Source organism: Deinococcus psychrotolerans (genome assembly GCF_003860465.1).
Classification (GTDB): Bacteria; Deinococcota; Deinococci; order Deinococcales; family Deinococcaceae; genus Deinococcus; species Deinococcus psychrotolerans.
On the sequence record NZ_CP034183.1, the window covers coordinates 814,893 to 828,967 of the forward strand.

Sequence of the window (14,075 nt, forward strand, 5' to 3'; positions counted from 1 at the left end):
GTCGTCCCTGACTGAGCCACAAGACTTCATCAGCCGGAGATGAGCGGGCGTCAGCTCCGGGCCGCTACAGTCGGAAAATGCAAAGACGCGCCGCCTTACTGCTTGCCCTGAGTCTCAGTGCCCTGACCCTGAACTCTGCACAGGCCGGGCGACTCTCGCCCAAGCTCCAGGCAAAAGCCAACCGCCATGACGCCGCCACCATCGGCGTGCTAGTGCGCTTCAAGTTTGACGCGCAGCCGGGTAAGAAAAGCGCCAAGGAACTGCGGAAGCAGCTCAAGAACACCCTCGGAAAACTCGGCTCAGCCAACGCCCTCCTCAACAAGTTGCTCAAAACCAAGGGCAAGGGCGCGGAGTTGTGGCTCGACCATTCGGTGTACCTCAAGATGACCCCCGCTCAGGCCCAGGCGCTGGCCAAGCTGCCGATGGTCGAGGAAGTCTTCGAGAACTTTCAGGTCACGGTGCCGCGTGCCAGCGCCCTCAGCGTGGCCACCGCGCCCGCTGGCACACCCTGGCACCTTCAGGCCATCGGTGCGCCGCAGGCCTGGGCCGCCGGGTTTCGTGGGCAGGGCATCCGGATTGGACACCTCGACACCGGCATTGACCCAAACAACCCCGAACTGGCCGGTAAGCTGCTGAGTTTTGCCGAGTTCGGCCCAGATGGCGAGCGGATCAGCAGTGCCCCGCACGATTCCGAGCAGCACGGCACCCACACCGCTGGTCTGCTGGTCGGCAAGAGCGTGGGCGTCGCGCCCGCCGCCAAGCTGATCAGCGCCCTGGTCTTGCCGAAGTCGCAGGGCACGTTTGCCCAGGTCATCGCCGGGATGCAGTGGGTCATCGACCCCGATGGCAATCCCGACACGCCCGACGGGGCCAATGTGGTCAGCATGAGTCTGGGGCTGCCCGGCACCTATCAGGAATTCGTGCAGCCGGTACGGAACATGCTCGACGCCGGAGTGATTCCAGTCTTCGCCATCGGCAACTTTGGCCCGGCAGCGGGAAGCACCGGCAGCCCCGGCAATATTCCTGACGTGATCGGGGTGGGGTCGGTCAATCAGGCGGGCGCTGTTTCCTCCTTCAGCTCGCGTGGCCCAGTCACCTGGACGGGGGCCTACAGCGGCACCTTCATCAAGCCCGACATCGTGGCTCCCGGCGAGAACATCACGTCGAGCTATCCGGGCCAGGGCTACGGCTCACGTTCCGGCACCTCGCAGGCCGCCCCCATCGCGGCGGGCGTGGTCGCGGTGCTGCTGAGCGCCAAGCCCGGTTTGGGCATGGTAGCCCTCAAGACCGCTTTATTTCAAAGTGCCTCGAACAAAGGCAGCCGCAACAACGCCAGCGGCTACGGCCTGATCAATCTACCGGGAGCGCTCGCTCGCCTGGGGGTGCAGGCGGGGAGCCCGCCGAAGCCCCCAGTTCCGGTTCCCGCTCCGGTGAAGCCAGCCCCGACGCCGCAACCCAAACCGCCAGTCGTCGCTCCGGCCCCAACGCCCAAGCCACCAGTCGCCGCCCCCACTCCGGCACCCCCCGCCGACGGTAAGGACAAGAAGCCCAAAGGCCCCAAGCCAAAAGATCCCAAAGACGGTAAAGATCACGGCAAGAAAGGCGGCAAAGGCCACCAGGGCGATTGAAACACCCGCCTCGATAGCTCACCCCAGGTGAATTCGGAAGGACTCTGACCGGAGAGGGAACTTGAGCCTGCTTCCCGAACTCACGATTCCACTCGAGGAAACGCAACCAACACATCAACCTGTCAGCACTCATTTCTCAACTCCGAATCAAAAACGGATCTGGAATCCCATTCTCATTGCTTTCATAACTTCTTCATCTCAAACGGCTTTTAGGAGTGCGCTCTTTGTCCTCAACCCCAAGGGTGATAGCGGGATCGAAGAACCCTTCAGGATCTTCCGGCGGGCCGCGTTTTGCTGTGGCTGCTGGTGGTGGGCCTGATCGGTTACATGCTGTGACAGGTGCTGCGGGCAGTTCTGAACCCGGAACACCAGGGAACGGAAGCCAAGGGGCTAACCAAAAGCGCGGGATACCTGATCAGCGGCGATCTCTACCTGACCCTGGCCGTGTTCAGCGCCCGCCCGGCGGCCTAGGGCAGCGCTCCCTATAGCCAGAACAGTCAGGTCCAGACCGCCTCGAAGGTGCTGCACCTGCCGGGCGGCCAGCTGCTGCTGGGTCTGGCTGGCGTGGCGTTGCTGGTAGTTGCGGCTGTACAGCGCCTACAGCGCCAAATTCATGAAGCGTATGGTTTTTAGCGATGCGGGAGCGCAGTATCAGGGCACCCTAGAACGTATTGGGGAGGTGGACGTGGCGGCGCGTAGGCTACTGCTAACGATCATGGGCGTCTTTTTGCTGGTGGCTGCCTGGCGGGATCAGGGCAGCATCGTGGTCGGCACCTCGGAGGCACTGGGCTGGCTGCGTCATCAGCCTGCCAAACAGTTCCTGCTGGGCGCGGTGGCTTTGTGAACGCTGTGTTACGGCATGTGATGCGTCATTCAGGCACGGTACCGCCGCGTCACAGTGGTGAACTGAGACGAATTCCGGTTGAACAATTTGGAGGTTCCACGCTTTCTCACCCTAGTGGTCAGGCCAATCAAAGTGTGACTGCCAATGCGCTTAGCCGTTATGCTCGGAGTATGTCAAAAACGTACCTTGAACTCTCGGATGAAGTCGGAAGCGAACATAAATTCTACGAAGTGAGTGTGGAAGAAACCACCCTGACCCTGCGCTTTGGCCGGATCGGCACGCCGGGACAGACCAGCACCAAAGGCTTTGCTACCGCCGAACAAGCCGAAGCCGAGGCCGCCAAAAAAATCAAAGAGAAAGTCCGCAAAGGCTACAAGGAAGCCGTGCAGGGCGTTCGCCAAAAGCGCAGCGTCGTTCGCCGGGAGATTACCGAAACGGCTTCCACCACCAAATCCGCCGCTCCGGTGGTGTGGAAATTCAACACGTCCAGCGCGGCGTTCGGCATTTTCGCGGATCAAAACAACGTTTGGGTGGGCAACGATGCGGGCGAGGTCTACGCCCTGTCACCTGAGGGCGAAGTGCAGCGCTCGTTCAAGTTGCCCGAAGGCGTCAAGTGCTTGGTGAGCGACCAGCACCGCACCTTTGCCGGGTGCGACGACGGCAATGTCTACGATTTGAGCGGCAAATTGCCCTTCGTGGCCTACGAAGCCGAAAGCCAGAGTGCGATTTTGTGGATGGATCTACAGGGCGGGATGTTGGGAGTCGGGGACAGTCAGGGCAGCGTTCACGCCTTCGACGCCGAAAGCGAGCAGCAGTGGGCACAAATCGGCCAAAACGCCCACATGGCCTGGATGGTCAGGGTGGATCAGGCCGGGGTGTATTACGGGCACTCCGGCGGCGTCGGCCAGCTTGACCGCGAGAGTGGCTTCCCGCTGTGGCACCACAAAACCAGCGGTAGCGTCTTGTTCGGCTGGCAAGAAGGCAGCGACCTCTACGCCGGAACCTCCAACAACCAGATTCAGCGCTTTACCAAAACGGGTCAGGCGGTTCAAAATTACCGCTGTGACGCGGCTGTTTTCTCGTGCGCGACCAGTCCAGAAGGCGAATTCGTTTTCGCGGGCGACAGCAGTTCAGCCGTCTACTGCTTTAATAAAGCCGGAGAGCGCCTGTGGAAACTCGGCACCAGTTACGGCGCGGCGCTCAGTATGCAGTACAGCGGAGAGCGGCTTTATATCGTGACTTCAAGAGGCACTTTGGCCGCTTTGGATGTCAGCGCTCAGGCCATTGAGAACGCCAAACAGGGCATTCAAGTCACCGCCCGCGATATTAAAATGGCCGCCACTCTTCAAACCCAAGCGCCAGCGACGACCTTTGCCGTCACTTCGCAAATCGCCGGACAAGTGGTGCTCAAAGTGGTTCAGGAAGGTGGCAAGCTGAGGGTCAAGCCCGACTCAGAGCGCAACAGCCAGACCTTCCAAGATTGGAACGTGCAGTTTCCCCGCACCCTGCGCCGAATGGGCGTGAGCTACGTGGTTGACCAACTCGAAGATGCGGGCGGATTTTACCGTGTCGTCGGAGAAATCCGCCAGCTTGAAGAGTAATTGCTCAGCAGAAGATGCAATGTCTTAGAGTTGGAGCGTCGCCTTGTAGCCCTCTTCTTCCACCGCGTCGAGGAGGGCTTGCCGGTCGGCTTCACCGCGCACACGGGCGAGGCCGCTGCTGAGGTCTACCGAAACTTCTTTGACGCCGGGAACGCCCTCTAGGGCGCGGGTAACCGCACTCTGACAGTGAGCGCAGGTCATCCCCGTGACCATCAGTTCGGTGTTGTCCAGTTGGGGGCCGCTTGGGTGTGGAGCGTTGGGGTGTTGGGTCATGGCCCCAGTGTAGCTGCGCGTCGAAGGGGGCATTTCAGCAGAGGGTGAAGACGCCTTTGGTTTGGGAGAAAGCGCGATTTCGCCTCCCTTAGGCTAGGAATCCCAAAGCCAATCCGTCCCGCCCTTCTGACTCCGCTCACGCCGGAGCGATTTCATTGCCCTGCACTTCGCCGTCTTTGTCGAGCTTGGCGAAAATCATGCGGCCCACGTTGGTCTGCACATTGTTGACCACGATTACGCGGGCGCTGCGGCCACGCATTTTCTGGCCGTCTTCCACCACGATCATGGTGCCGTCGTCGAGGTAGGCCACGCCTTGCCCGGCTTGCTGCCCGCCCTTGCTGATAATCACGCTCAGGATGTCGCCGGGCTGAAGCTGGGGACGCAGCGCCACCGCCGCTTCGTTGAGGCTCAGCACCGTCAGGCCATGCAACTTGGCAATTTTGCTGAGGTTGCTGTCATTGGTCATCAGTTTTGCGCCGCTCTCACGGGCGAGGCGCACCAATTTGTCGTCCACGGCACTGAGTTCGGTGGTGTCCCAGTCTTCGACCCGCAGGTGAGCGACCTGGCGCAGCTCCTCTAGAACGTTGAGGCCGCGCTTGCCACGGGTGCGCCGCTGCGGGTCGCCGTGATCGGCCAGCAGTTGCAGTTCGCGCAGCACGAAGCTCGGCACGATCAGTTCGCCGTCCACGAAGCCGGCGCGGGCGAGGTCTACGATGCGCCCGTCAATAATCACGTTGCTGTCGAGGAGCTTGCCGCCCTGCTTTTTGCGCGGAGCCGGACTCAAGCCCGAAAAAGCGTCGGCGTTGCGAACCGCGAACGGCACGAAAAAGCCCGCCAGCACTCCCGTAATCACGACGTTCCACCACCACTGATACACCGGCACGCCGCCCAGCAAGTTGCTGAGCAGCACGCTGACCAGCAGCGCAATCACTAGCCCGAAGGTCGCTGCCGTAACGGTGCGCGGCGAAACATTGGCGTACCAGCGGCCAAACTGCTCGGCAGTACCCGCCCAGCGCCGTTCCATGCGCGAAGACAACAGCAGTCCGCCCAGCACCCCCGCCAGCATCAGCGACAAGGTATTGGTCAGCTCAGTATTGGGCGAAGGGCCAGCCGGAAGCCAACGGCTCACGGCCCACCCAAGCAAAAGTCCCACCAGCAAAGTCAAAGAGCGAACAGCAGACATTCACTCCTCACTCTACACGCCACTTCGGCCTGAGGCGGCTTGCCACACCACCGCAAGGGCGTCCTCGACACTTTTGACGCCGCCACTCCTGCCGCTCGCGCCACTGCCGGACGCCCGTCCATCTTCGCTGCCCGGCGGCACCACCAAGCGGTCATAGCCAGTGCGGCGGGCTTCTTCGGCGCGGCGCAGGTGGCCTTGCACCGCCCGCACCTCACCTGCCAAGCCGACTTCGCCAAACACCACCACGTTCTCCGGCAGGGCCTTGCCGACCACCGCCGAATACACCGCCAGCGCCGCCGCCAAATCGAGGCCCGGATCGAGCACCTTGAGGCCGCCCGCCAAGTTCAGGTAGATGTCCAGTCCACCCAAATTGAGGTTGAGCCGTCTTTCCAGTACCGCCAGCACCACGTCCACCCGGCGGGGATCGAGGCCGACCACCACGCGGCGCGGATTGGGGTACGGCGTTTTGGCCGCCAGCGCCTGCACCTCTAGGAGCATCGGACGGTGGCCGTCGAGGGTGGCTGCCACCACGCTGCCCGGCACGCCGACGGGGCGCTCGGCCAGGAAAGCGGCGCTGGGATTGTCTACCGCGATCAGCCCCTCACCGCGCATTTCAAACACGCCGAGTTCACCGGCTTGCCCGAAGCGGTTTTTGACCGACCGGAGCAGCCGGTACTGGCCCACCGTTTCCAGAAAGACGGTGGTGTCCACGATATGCTCCATCACTTTTGGCCCAGCCACCGTGCCGTCTTTGGTGACGTGGCCGACCAAGACCGTAGCAGTGCCGGTTTCTTTGGCGGCGCGGGTCAGCAAGCTGGTGGCTTCACGTACCTGCGCCACCCCGCCAGACGCGCCGTCGCCTTCAATTTGCACGGTTTGAATGCTGTCCACGATGCACAGCGCGGGTTTGTGTTCCTGCATCAGCGCGGCGATGTGTTCGGCCCGCGTATCACGGGTGAGCTGAATGTCGCCAGTCACACCCAGCCGGTCGGCCCGCAGGCGAATTTGCTCTAAAGATTCCTCGCCCGCCACATACAGCACACTCTGGCCCTTGCTGGAGAGCTTGTCGGCGACTTGCAGCAGCAAAGTGGATTTGCCGATGCCCGGTTCGCCGCCGATGAGAATGACGCCGCCCGCCACCAATCCGCCGCCCAGCACCCGGTCAAATTCGGGAATGCCGCTGGACAAACGTGGTTCTTCGCGCCGCCCCACGCTGGAAAGCGCGGTGAGTTTGCCGCCGGTAATGCCGCCGTATCCGCTCCCCAGCGCTTTGCCTTTGCTGCTGAGCATCGGGGTTTCTTCCTCGAAACTGTTCCAGGCTTGGCAGTTGGGGCAGCGGCCCAGCGTTTTGGGCGACTGATAGCCGCACGACTGACAAACGAATTTGGTTTGAACGCGGGCCACCGCTTTACTTCACAATCGGCTTGTGCATCGCCGCTTCGGCTTGGGGGCTGGGGGTGGGCACAGTCCCGGTAGGGCGGCTTCCGGCTTTCCAGTAGGTGCCGTTTTCCATCATCAGGTAATCGCCTTCCACCAACTCGCGGCGCAGCACCGAAACGTCTTCCAAGGTGGTCTGCTCGTTGAGGAAGGTGGTGAGTTCGGCTTCGGTGTAGAGGTGCCCGCCTTCGAGCTGGGCGGAGAGGTGACTCAGCACGGCAAGTTGGTGAACGCGGCGGCGGTTGCTGGGCCAAGTGGTAATCCGCCCGTGGTCGTCTTGAAAGGCGGCGATGCTTTTGGTCATAACCTTTATGTTAGCGGGTTTGGAGCGGGCAAACTGGAAGGTGGTTCGGGTAGGCGGGGTATTGGAGACACGAGAAAAGGCCGCTCCCTTGGAAGCGGCCCTTCTTAGAAAGCTGGTGAAGCTGGAATCAGCCTTTGAGGGCTTTGGCCAACTGCATCAGGCCATCTTTGTCGGCGGCAGGTGCGGCGGCGGCCAACTTCTCGGTCTCGCTGCCGAGTCCGGGGAGGATTTTGGCGGCTTCGTCGAGCTTGCCGCTTTCCAGAGCAGATTTCAGTTTGGCCAAGTGATCGACCAAGGTCTCCGCACCGGGCACGCCGCTCAGGGCGCTGTGCCAGCTGGTGACGTTGCTCACTGCTGCTGCTGCGGGAATGCTGGCGACGCCGTCTTTGGCTGCCTGAAGGGTCTGACTCAGTTGCTCATTCATGGGTGTACCTCCTGTAATGTGGTCTTGCCTCCACAGCAGACCGCAACCCAGCCGCCGGGGGTGTCGGACTTGTTACAAGGCAATTGTCGGTGCGAATACTCTTTACGGCCATTGTGTAAGCCCCCGTGCAAAGGGCGAGGCGAACTTTGCGAAAATACCCAACGTGCCTTCTTCGCTGCGTTTTTCTGCCAGCCAACTTCAAGAGCTTTTGACAGCGGTCTACGCCTCAGCAGACGGTTCGCAGGCCAATGTGCTGGTGACGCGACAATTGGTCGTCGCCTTCGAGTTCCGCGACCCCGAACTGAGTCTCAGCGTGGATGGCCGCAGCGGCAAGGCTGTAGTGAGGTCGGGCAGCGGCCCAGAGGCTGGGGACACGCCGACACCCGACCTCACCTTTCACTTGAGCGGCGACGCCATCGACCGCTTCTGGCGCGGCGAACTCAATCCGGTGGCGGCCATGACCTCCGGCCAACTGCGGATTGACGGCTCGCTTCTCACCGCGCTGGCCCTCGCTCCGGCGCTCCCCGGCTTGCAGGCCCACTACCGGCAGCTCACGGCGGACTGGGCAACCGAGCAGCCGCAACTTTGAGTTTGTATTACGGCTGCTCTGCGCGCTGGTAATCACCGCTTTTGCCGCCACTTTTAGAGACTAGGCGCACGTCCTGAATTTCGATGGCTTTGCTGGCGGCTTTGAGCATGTCGTAGACGTTGAGGGCCGCCACCGTCACGGCCGTCAGCGCTTCCATTTCCACGCCGGTTGGAGCCTCGGTTTTGACGTGGGCCACAATATGCACGCCGCGCTGCTCCAAGGTCACTTCGACCCGCGCTCCCGTCACCGGAATGGGGTGGCAAAGGGTAATCAGATCGGCGGTGCGCTTGCTGCCCGATAAGCCCGCCAGCCGCGCCACCACCAAAGGATCGCCTTTGGGATTGCGGCCTCCCTCCAGCGCGGTGCGGGCTTCGGGCGGCAGCAGCACCCAGGCTTCAGCGCACGCCTCACGGTGGGTGGCGGCTTTGCCGGTCACGTCCACCATGCGCGGCTGCCCGTCTACGAAATGGGTCAGCTCGGGGACGCTGCTCACGCCCGCGCTCCTGCTTGTTCGGCCCTTACTTGCTCCATCTGCCGCTTATTCATCCGGCAACTCAAGCCCGCGCAGCGCCGCGAACGGCGTTTGCCTGGCGTGCTGCTTGCCTTCGTGCTCGGCCTCCAAGAATCGCTCGCTGCTTTCTTCGATCGGCACGCCCACGCTGTGTTCGCAGGGGCCTTCGTTGAGGTCGTGGCCGCAGACCTGGCACAGCCCTTTGCAGGCCGCGTCGTGCAGCACACTCAGCGGCGCTTCGAGCAAGGTGGTTTCGGCCAGGTAGTTGCTCAAGTTGAGATCGGGTTCGCCAAACACCAGAATTTCCTCGCCGGTGTCGGCTTCTTCCAGGTAAGGCGTTTGGGCAGCAGGGTCATAGCGCATCAAGGTGCCGAGCTTGAGGCTCAGCGGCACAGCCACCGGGCGCAGGCAACGGGCGCACTCCATTTCCAGCGTCGGCTCGAACTGGCCTTGCAACCAAAATTCATTGCCTTGCAGGGCGTTGACACTGACGCGGTAAGGTGCGGGTTTGGCAAAGCGCATACTCTGCTGGTCGCCGCCCTGTTCGTAATGGAGTTCAGCGAGTTCGCCGCTGGCGCTGACATCGCCCATTTGGCGCAGCAGAGTACCGAGGTGAACGCGGGGGGAAAGTGAAGAAGTCATCCACGCATAATAAAGCCGCGCCGCCAAAAATACGGCGAGTGAATATTCAGTTCAGCCGCGCCTCTGCCCACCAAAGACTGAGTATTGATGCAGCCCCAAGGCATACTGCCCACTGAGCCTTACCATCAACGGATGGATATTTCGATTTTGGGCATTCCGATGGATTTGGGCGCAGGACGGCGCGGCGTGGACATGGGCGCGTCGGCCCTCAGAAACGCGCATCTGGCTTCTACTCTGCGCAGCCTCGGTCACACTGTCACCGATCTGGGCGACGTGCCGGTCACCGTGCCGGAAACCACCGATAAATTTCAAGATCAGGGGCTTGTCTTTTTGGACGAAATCCTCAGCGCGTGCAGCGGAACATATCAGCGGCTGCGCGACCTCGACGTGGGCACTTTTCCGATCAGCCTCGGCGGCGACCACTCCGTCAGCATGGGTACGGTGCCGGGCGCGGCGCGGGGACGGCGCACCGGGGTCATTTGGGTCGACGCCCACGCCGATTTCAACACGCCCAGCAGCAGCCCCAGCGGCAACATTCACGGGATGCCGGTGGCGCATTTGGTCGGTCTGGGTGACGACCGCCTGAGCAACATCGCGGGCGGCTGGCACGTCAGGCCCGAAGACATCGTGATGATCGGCCTGCGGAGCGTGGATCAGCGCGAGCGCGAACTGGTGGCCGAGGCGGGCATCAAGACCTACACCATGAAAGACGTGGATCAGCTCGGCATTACCCGGATTGCCCAGGAAACCTTGGAGCGCCTGAGCCATTTGGAGCGCCTGCACATTTCCTTTGACGCCGACGCGCTCGACCCCACCGTTTGCCCCGGCGTCGGCACCCCCGTTCCCGGCGGCCTCAGCTACCGCGAGGGCCACCTGCTGATGGAGCTGTTCGCCGAGTCGGGCCGCGTGACCAGCTTAGACATCGTGGAAGTCAACCCGATTTTGGACACCCGCAACCGCACCGCCGAAGTGATGGTGGGCATGGCGGCGAGTTTGCTGGGACAGCGGATTTTGTAACGGTGCAGGCGAGGCGGCTGAGAGTACAGAAGGCCGGTGACTTGCGCTGGGACATCGCCGAACTTCCACCGCCTGCTGAGGGTGAAGTCGTGGTGCAAACGCAGCTGAGCGCTGTGAGTGTGGCGTCCGAATTGAGCGTGGCGCTGGGTCACTCACCTGCTCATTACCCTTGCTCACTCGGCTATCAAACACTGGGACGGGTAACGGCAGTGGGCAAAGGGGCTGCGTTGCCGCTGGGCACGCGGGTCATCAGCACAGCGGGCCACGTCAGCGCTAGCCTCCAACGAGCAGAGGCGCTGATTCAGGTACCTGCACACATCTCCGACTTGAGCGCGTTGGCCGTCATTCTGGGCGAGGAAACCCACAAAGGCGTTCGCAAACTCGCTCCGCAGCCCACCGAGCGCGTGCTCATCGCCGGAGCAGGTTTGCTCGGCTTGCTGACCCTGTTCAACCTGACTCGGCGCGGGGTACGAAACGTTACCGTGATTGAACCGGACGCCGATCGCCGAGCACTGGCACAGGCTTTTGGAGCGCAGCAGACGGCTGAGCCCAGTGAATTGACCGAAACTGAGTTTGATCTGGGATTTGAGTGCAGCGCCGCACCCGCCGGCTTCACGGAACTCCTCAGCCGTCTGCGCCGTGATGGCCGCGCCTGCATATTGAGTGACGGCAATTGGGGCGCGTTCACTTTGCCACCCGAGTTTCATGGGCGGGAACTGAGCGTGGTGGCGTCTAGCGACGGCGAGAACTACCACAGCTACGCCGAGTGGTTGTGGGCGCACCCTGACCTCTTGCTTGATCGGCTGTTTGAGACCCGGATTGAAGCGGAGCAGCTTCCTGAGACTTATCAGCGGCTGTCCAGCTGGCCGCGCCCAATTTCGTTGACCGTAGCGTGGCCCCAATAAACCCAAATAGGGAGCAAAACCCAAGCTGGCCCCCACTCTCCCCCACCCCCACCCGTTAAGATAAAAAGCTGTGACGCGCTCAGAGTGAGACCTAATGACTCCGCCGCGCTTCACCCCCGGAGGAGTTTTGAGCTACTGGCGTACCCATATCAAACCGCTGCTGGACGTGGAAATCGGCACTATCTTCAAGCAGGCCCCCATTCGCGTATCCTTGGTGTTTCCCAACCGCTACTCGGTGGGCATGGCCTCGCTGGGTTTTCAGGTCATCTACCGGATGTTCAACCTCGAAGACGGCGTCGCCTGCGAGCGGGCCTTTTTGCCCGACGATGTGGAACTGTTTGAAAAGCAGAACCAGGCCCTGCCGACGGTGGAAACGGGCAAGGATGCGGGCGACTGCGAACTGTTTGCCATGAGTGTCAGCTTTGAGCTTGACCTCACCAACATCATCCGCACGCTGGATCTGGCAGGCCTGCGCCCCCTCAGAACCGAGCGCGACGACACCGATGCCGTGGTCATGATCGGCGGCCCGCTGACCAGTTCCAACCCTTACCCGCTGACGCCGTTTGCCGATTTGATCGTGATCGGTGACGGCGAACAGATCGTGCCGATGGTGAGCGAGGCGCTACGGGCGTCGAGTACCCGTGAAGAGTTTTACGACCTGGTGGACGGGATGCCCGGCATCTTCTTGCCCGCCCGCCACACCGTCGAGCCGAACTGGGCCACCGCGCCCAAGGAACTGCTGCCCGCCTACTCGCAGATCGTGACGCCGAATAGCGAACTCTCCAACATGTTCCTGATCGAAGCGCAGCGCGGCTGCCCACGCCCTTGCACCTTCTGTCTGGCCCGCACTATGTACGGCCCCAACCGCAACAACGGCGGTGACGAACTGCTGGAACACATTCCCGATTGGGCCACCAAAGTCGGACTGGTCGGCGCGGCGCTCTCGGACTTTCCGCACACCAAGTATGTGGGCCGCACCCTGACCCAGCGGGGCGTCAAGCTGGGCGTCAGCAGCATCCGTGCCGACACGGTGGACGAGGAACTGGCCGAGATTCTGAAGGCAGGCGGCCTGCGGACCTTTACGGTGGCCTCCGACGCGCCTTCTGAACGCCTGCGCCGCTGGCTGAAAAAGGGCATCACCACCGAGGACCTGCTCAAGACCGCTCAGATCAGCCGCGACCTCAAGTTCTCGGGCCTCAAGGTTTACATGATGATCGGACTGGGGCCGGAGAACGACGACGACATCAGCGAATTGATTTCTTTTACCAAGGAGCTGGCCCAGATCAACCGAATCGCGCTGGGCATCTCGCCGTTCGTGCCCAAGCGCCACACGCCTCACTTTCAGGATTCGTTTGCGGGCGTCAAGCTCATTGAAGGGCGTCTCAAGCGCATCCAGAAGGAACTCCGCACCACCGCCGAACTCCGCAACGTCTCAGCCAAATGGGCCTGGGTCGAAAGCGTGATCGCCCGTGGCGGGCCGGAAATCGGCATGGCGGCGTATCAGATCTACCGCAACGAGAGCATCGGCGCATGGAAAAAAGCACTCGAAGAAGTCGGCTGGAGCGACGAATTTGAAGCCAACGAAAGCCGCATCGAGCTTCCGGCGGGCCAGATCGTGCGCGGCGCAAGCGGGCAACACGAGGGGCTGGCGATTTAGCGTTCAACAAAATGAAAAGGCGCGGCGTTCCGTTACAGGAGCCGCACCTTTTGCTGACTATTTATCCCCGAACGCTGCGGATCGGCTCAGGGTCGGGGTCCTGTCTGTAGTCCAGATACGACAGGTACGTCAGCCAGCCCAGGCCGCCGAACAGCGTCAGCATGAAGGCCAGCGGCATCACCCAGGGAAAGAGCCACGCGCCAGGAATGAGCAAGCCGACAACCAGACTCAGCAGGCCGTAGCAGACCAGAAAAACGCCGCTGCGGCGCTGGCTCTGGTGCCAGGCCCGTTTGCTTAGAAAGGTCCAGCGGGTACGGAAGCCCACCCACGGACTCGGCTGCACCTTGCCCATGACATTGCCGAGCAGCACGAAGAAGAAGCCGAGCCCCACCAAGACGGCCCGTTCGGGGGTCCAGCCCAGGGCGTACTGGGCAGTGAAAGTCAGACCGAAGAGCGCCAGTCCTATCCGCACCACCCGCATCACCGCGCCATTGTTCGGCGTCAATCTCTGGGCAACCCACATCACCCCGATGACGGCCAGCAAAATCAGCGGCACCAGGGCCAGCGCTTCAAAGCGCCCGCCGTAACGGTCTACCTCGCCCTGAAGATTCCAGTGTACCGCCACCGTCGTGGGAATCCGGTTCCACAGCCAGGCGATCAGTCCCGCATTGGCAGCCAGCGTCAGCAGCGTGGGCCAGTCTTTGCCAGTGGAGACAGCGCGTTCCGGCAGCAGTTCGTTCATGGCTTCATCTCTCCTTTTAAATGAGCTTCCGGCTCGCCGAACAGGCCCAGCAGACCCGTCAGTACATCCTGAAAGACAGTGGTGTTGAGGCGATAGAGGACGGTCGTGCCCCGCTTTTCGGTTTGCACCAAGTCGGCGGCTTTCAACACTGCGAAGTGGCCGCTAAGGGTGCTTTTGGTCAGCGGAAAAAGGTCGGCGAGGTCACCCGCCGTGCGCTCACCGCTGCGCAATTCGCGCAGAATCTCGCGGCGGGTGGGATCGGCCAATGCTTTAAAAACTTCATTCATCCAGCCTCCCTAATTTGTTATTTGGCTAATT

The 14,075-nt window shown here is 61.9% G+C and carries 18 protein-coding genes; 9 read left to right on the forward strand and 9 right to left on the reverse strand.

The genetic code is table 11. The features are described 5' to 3' along the window. Positions 1-77: 77 nt before the first annotated feature. The 5 genes from EHF33_RS03960 to EHF33_RS03975 all read left to right on the forward strand — a co-directional run bounded on the left by EHF33_RS03960 (position 78) and on the right by EHF33_RS03975 (position 4,073). Positions 78-1,628 (forward strand): S8 family peptidase, encoded by a 1,551-nt coding sequence (locus EHF33_RS03960; RefSeq protein WP_124868090.1) that lies wholly within the window; start codon positions 78-80, stop codon positions 1,626-1,628. Between the two features lie 291 nt (positions 1,629-1,919). Next, positions 1,920-1,964 carry a hypothetical protein gene (locus EHF33_RS21855; RefSeq protein WP_420889955.1) on the forward strand — a complete coding sequence of 15 codons (45 nt, stop codon included), beginning with the start codon at positions 1,920-1,922 and terminating at the stop codon, positions 1,962-1,964. A 3-nt stretch (positions 1,965-1,967) separates the two neighbouring features. Next, complete coding sequence (locus EHF33_RS21730) at positions 1,968-2,099, forward strand: hypothetical protein (RefSeq protein WP_277425530.1); 132 nt, start codon at positions 1,968-1,970, stop codon at positions 2,097-2,099. Positions 2,100-2,241: 142 nt separating this feature from the next. After that, on the forward strand, positions 2,242-2,472 hold the full coding sequence (locus tag EHF33_RS03970) for a DUF1206 domain-containing protein (protein WP_124868092.1): 231 nt from the start codon (positions 2,242-2,244) through the stop codon (positions 2,470-2,472). Between the two features lie 170 nt (positions 2,473-2,642). After that, the gene (locus EHF33_RS03975) at positions 2,643-4,073 is read left to right on the forward strand and encodes a WGR domain-containing protein (protein WP_124868094.1); all 1,431 of its coding nucleotides are present in this window, start codon (positions 2,643-2,645) and stop codon (positions 4,071-4,073) included. A gap of 24 nt (positions 4,074-4,097) precedes the next feature. Here EHF33_RS03975 and EHF33_RS03980 read toward each other — a convergent pair whose 3' ends face one another. From EHF33_RS03980 to EHF33_RS04000, 5 genes are all read right to left on the reverse strand, one after another. Next, on the reverse strand, positions 4,098-4,346 hold the full coding sequence (locus EHF33_RS03980) for a CopZ family metallochaperone (RefSeq protein WP_277425531.1): 249 nt from the start codon (positions 4,344-4,346) through the stop codon (positions 4,098-4,100). Positions 4,347-4,482: 136 nt separating this feature from the next. Further along, the gene (locus tag EHF33_RS03985; protein WP_124868096.1) at positions 4,483-5,529 is read right to left on the reverse strand and encodes a PIN/TRAM domain-containing protein; all 1,047 of its coding nucleotides are present in this window, start codon (positions 5,527-5,529) and stop codon (positions 4,483-4,485) included. A 12-nt stretch (positions 5,530-5,541) separates the two neighbouring features. After that, a complete protein-coding gene (radA, locus tag EHF33_RS03990) occupies positions 5,542-6,933 on the reverse strand; it encodes a DNA repair protein RadA (RefSeq protein ID WP_124868098.1) in 1,392 nt (463 codons plus the stop codon). A 4-nt stretch (positions 6,934-6,937) separates the two neighbouring features. Continuing rightward, complete coding sequence (locus tag EHF33_RS03995) at positions 6,938-7,270, reverse strand: DUF2087 domain-containing protein (protein ID WP_124868100.1); 333 nt, start codon at positions 7,268-7,270, stop codon at positions 6,938-6,940. Positions 7,271-7,397: 127 nt separating this feature from the next. Beyond that, entirely contained in the window at positions 7,398-7,694 is a 297-nt protein-coding gene (locus tag EHF33_RS04000) for a hypothetical protein (RefSeq protein ID WP_124868102.1), read from the reverse strand. 163 nt (positions 7,695-7,857) lie between these two features. Here EHF33_RS04000 and EHF33_RS04005 point away from each other — a divergent pair, with 163 nt between their 5' ends. Continuing rightward, on the forward strand, positions 7,858-8,283 hold the full coding sequence (locus EHF33_RS04005) for an SCP2 sterol-binding domain-containing protein (RefSeq protein WP_164473400.1): 426 nt from the start codon (positions 7,858-7,860) through the stop codon (positions 8,281-8,283). Positions 8,284-8,290: 7 nt separating this feature from the next. Here the strand turns inward: EHF33_RS04005 and moaC are convergent, their stop codons facing one another. Together moaC and EHF33_RS04015 are read right to left on the reverse strand one after the other, a co-directional pair. After that, positions 8,291-8,728, reverse strand: a complete 438-nt coding sequence (gene moaC, locus EHF33_RS04010) for a cyclic pyranopterin monophosphate synthase MoaC (protein ID WP_124872800.1) — start codon at positions 8,726-8,728, stop codon at positions 8,291-8,293. Positions 8,729-8,821: 93 nt separating this feature from the next. Then, the gene (locus EHF33_RS04015; protein WP_124868106.1) at positions 8,822-9,436 is read right to left on the reverse strand and encodes a DUF177 domain-containing protein; all 615 of its coding nucleotides are present in this window, start codon (positions 9,434-9,436) and stop codon (positions 8,822-8,824) included. A gap of 132 nt (positions 9,437-9,568) precedes the next feature. Here EHF33_RS04015 and rocF point away from each other — a divergent pair, with 132 nt between their 5' ends. The 3 genes from rocF (at position 9,569) to EHF33_RS04030 (ending at position 13,015) form a co-directional block, all read left to right on the forward strand. Continuing rightward, on the forward strand, positions 9,569-10,453 hold the full coding sequence (rocF, locus tag EHF33_RS04020) for an arginase (RefSeq protein WP_124868108.1): 885 nt from the start codon (positions 9,569-9,571) through the stop codon (positions 10,451-10,453). A gap of 41 nt (positions 10,454-10,494) precedes the next feature. Beyond that, complete coding sequence (locus EHF33_RS04025) at positions 10,495-11,358, forward strand: MDR/zinc-dependent alcohol dehydrogenase-like family protein (protein WP_241191246.1); 864 nt, start codon at positions 10,495-10,497, stop codon at positions 11,356-11,358. Positions 11,359-11,485: 127 nt separating this feature from the next. Beyond that, positions 11,486-13,015 carry a B12-binding domain-containing radical SAM protein gene (locus EHF33_RS04030; RefSeq protein ID WP_164473401.1) on the forward strand — a complete coding sequence of 510 codons (1,530 nt, stop codon included), beginning with the start codon at positions 11,486-11,488 and terminating at the stop codon, positions 13,013-13,015. Positions 13,016-13,076: 61 nt separating this feature from the next. On the opposite strand, the gene EHF33_RS04035 is transcribed toward EHF33_RS04030, so the two are convergent. Next, the gene (locus tag EHF33_RS04035) at positions 13,077-13,757 is read right to left on the reverse strand and encodes a DUF1648 domain-containing protein (RefSeq protein ID WP_124868112.1); all 681 of its coding nucleotides are present in this window, start codon (positions 13,755-13,757) and stop codon (positions 13,077-13,079) included. Then, the gene (locus EHF33_RS04040; RefSeq protein ID WP_124868114.1) at positions 13,754-14,044 is read right to left on the reverse strand and encodes an autorepressor SdpR family transcription factor; all 291 of its coding nucleotides are present in this window, start codon (positions 14,042-14,044) and stop codon (positions 13,754-13,756) included. The genes EHF33_RS04035 and EHF33_RS04040 overlap by 4 nt, the downstream gene beginning before the upstream one ends. Between the last annotated feature and the right edge of the window lie 31 nt (positions 14,045-14,075).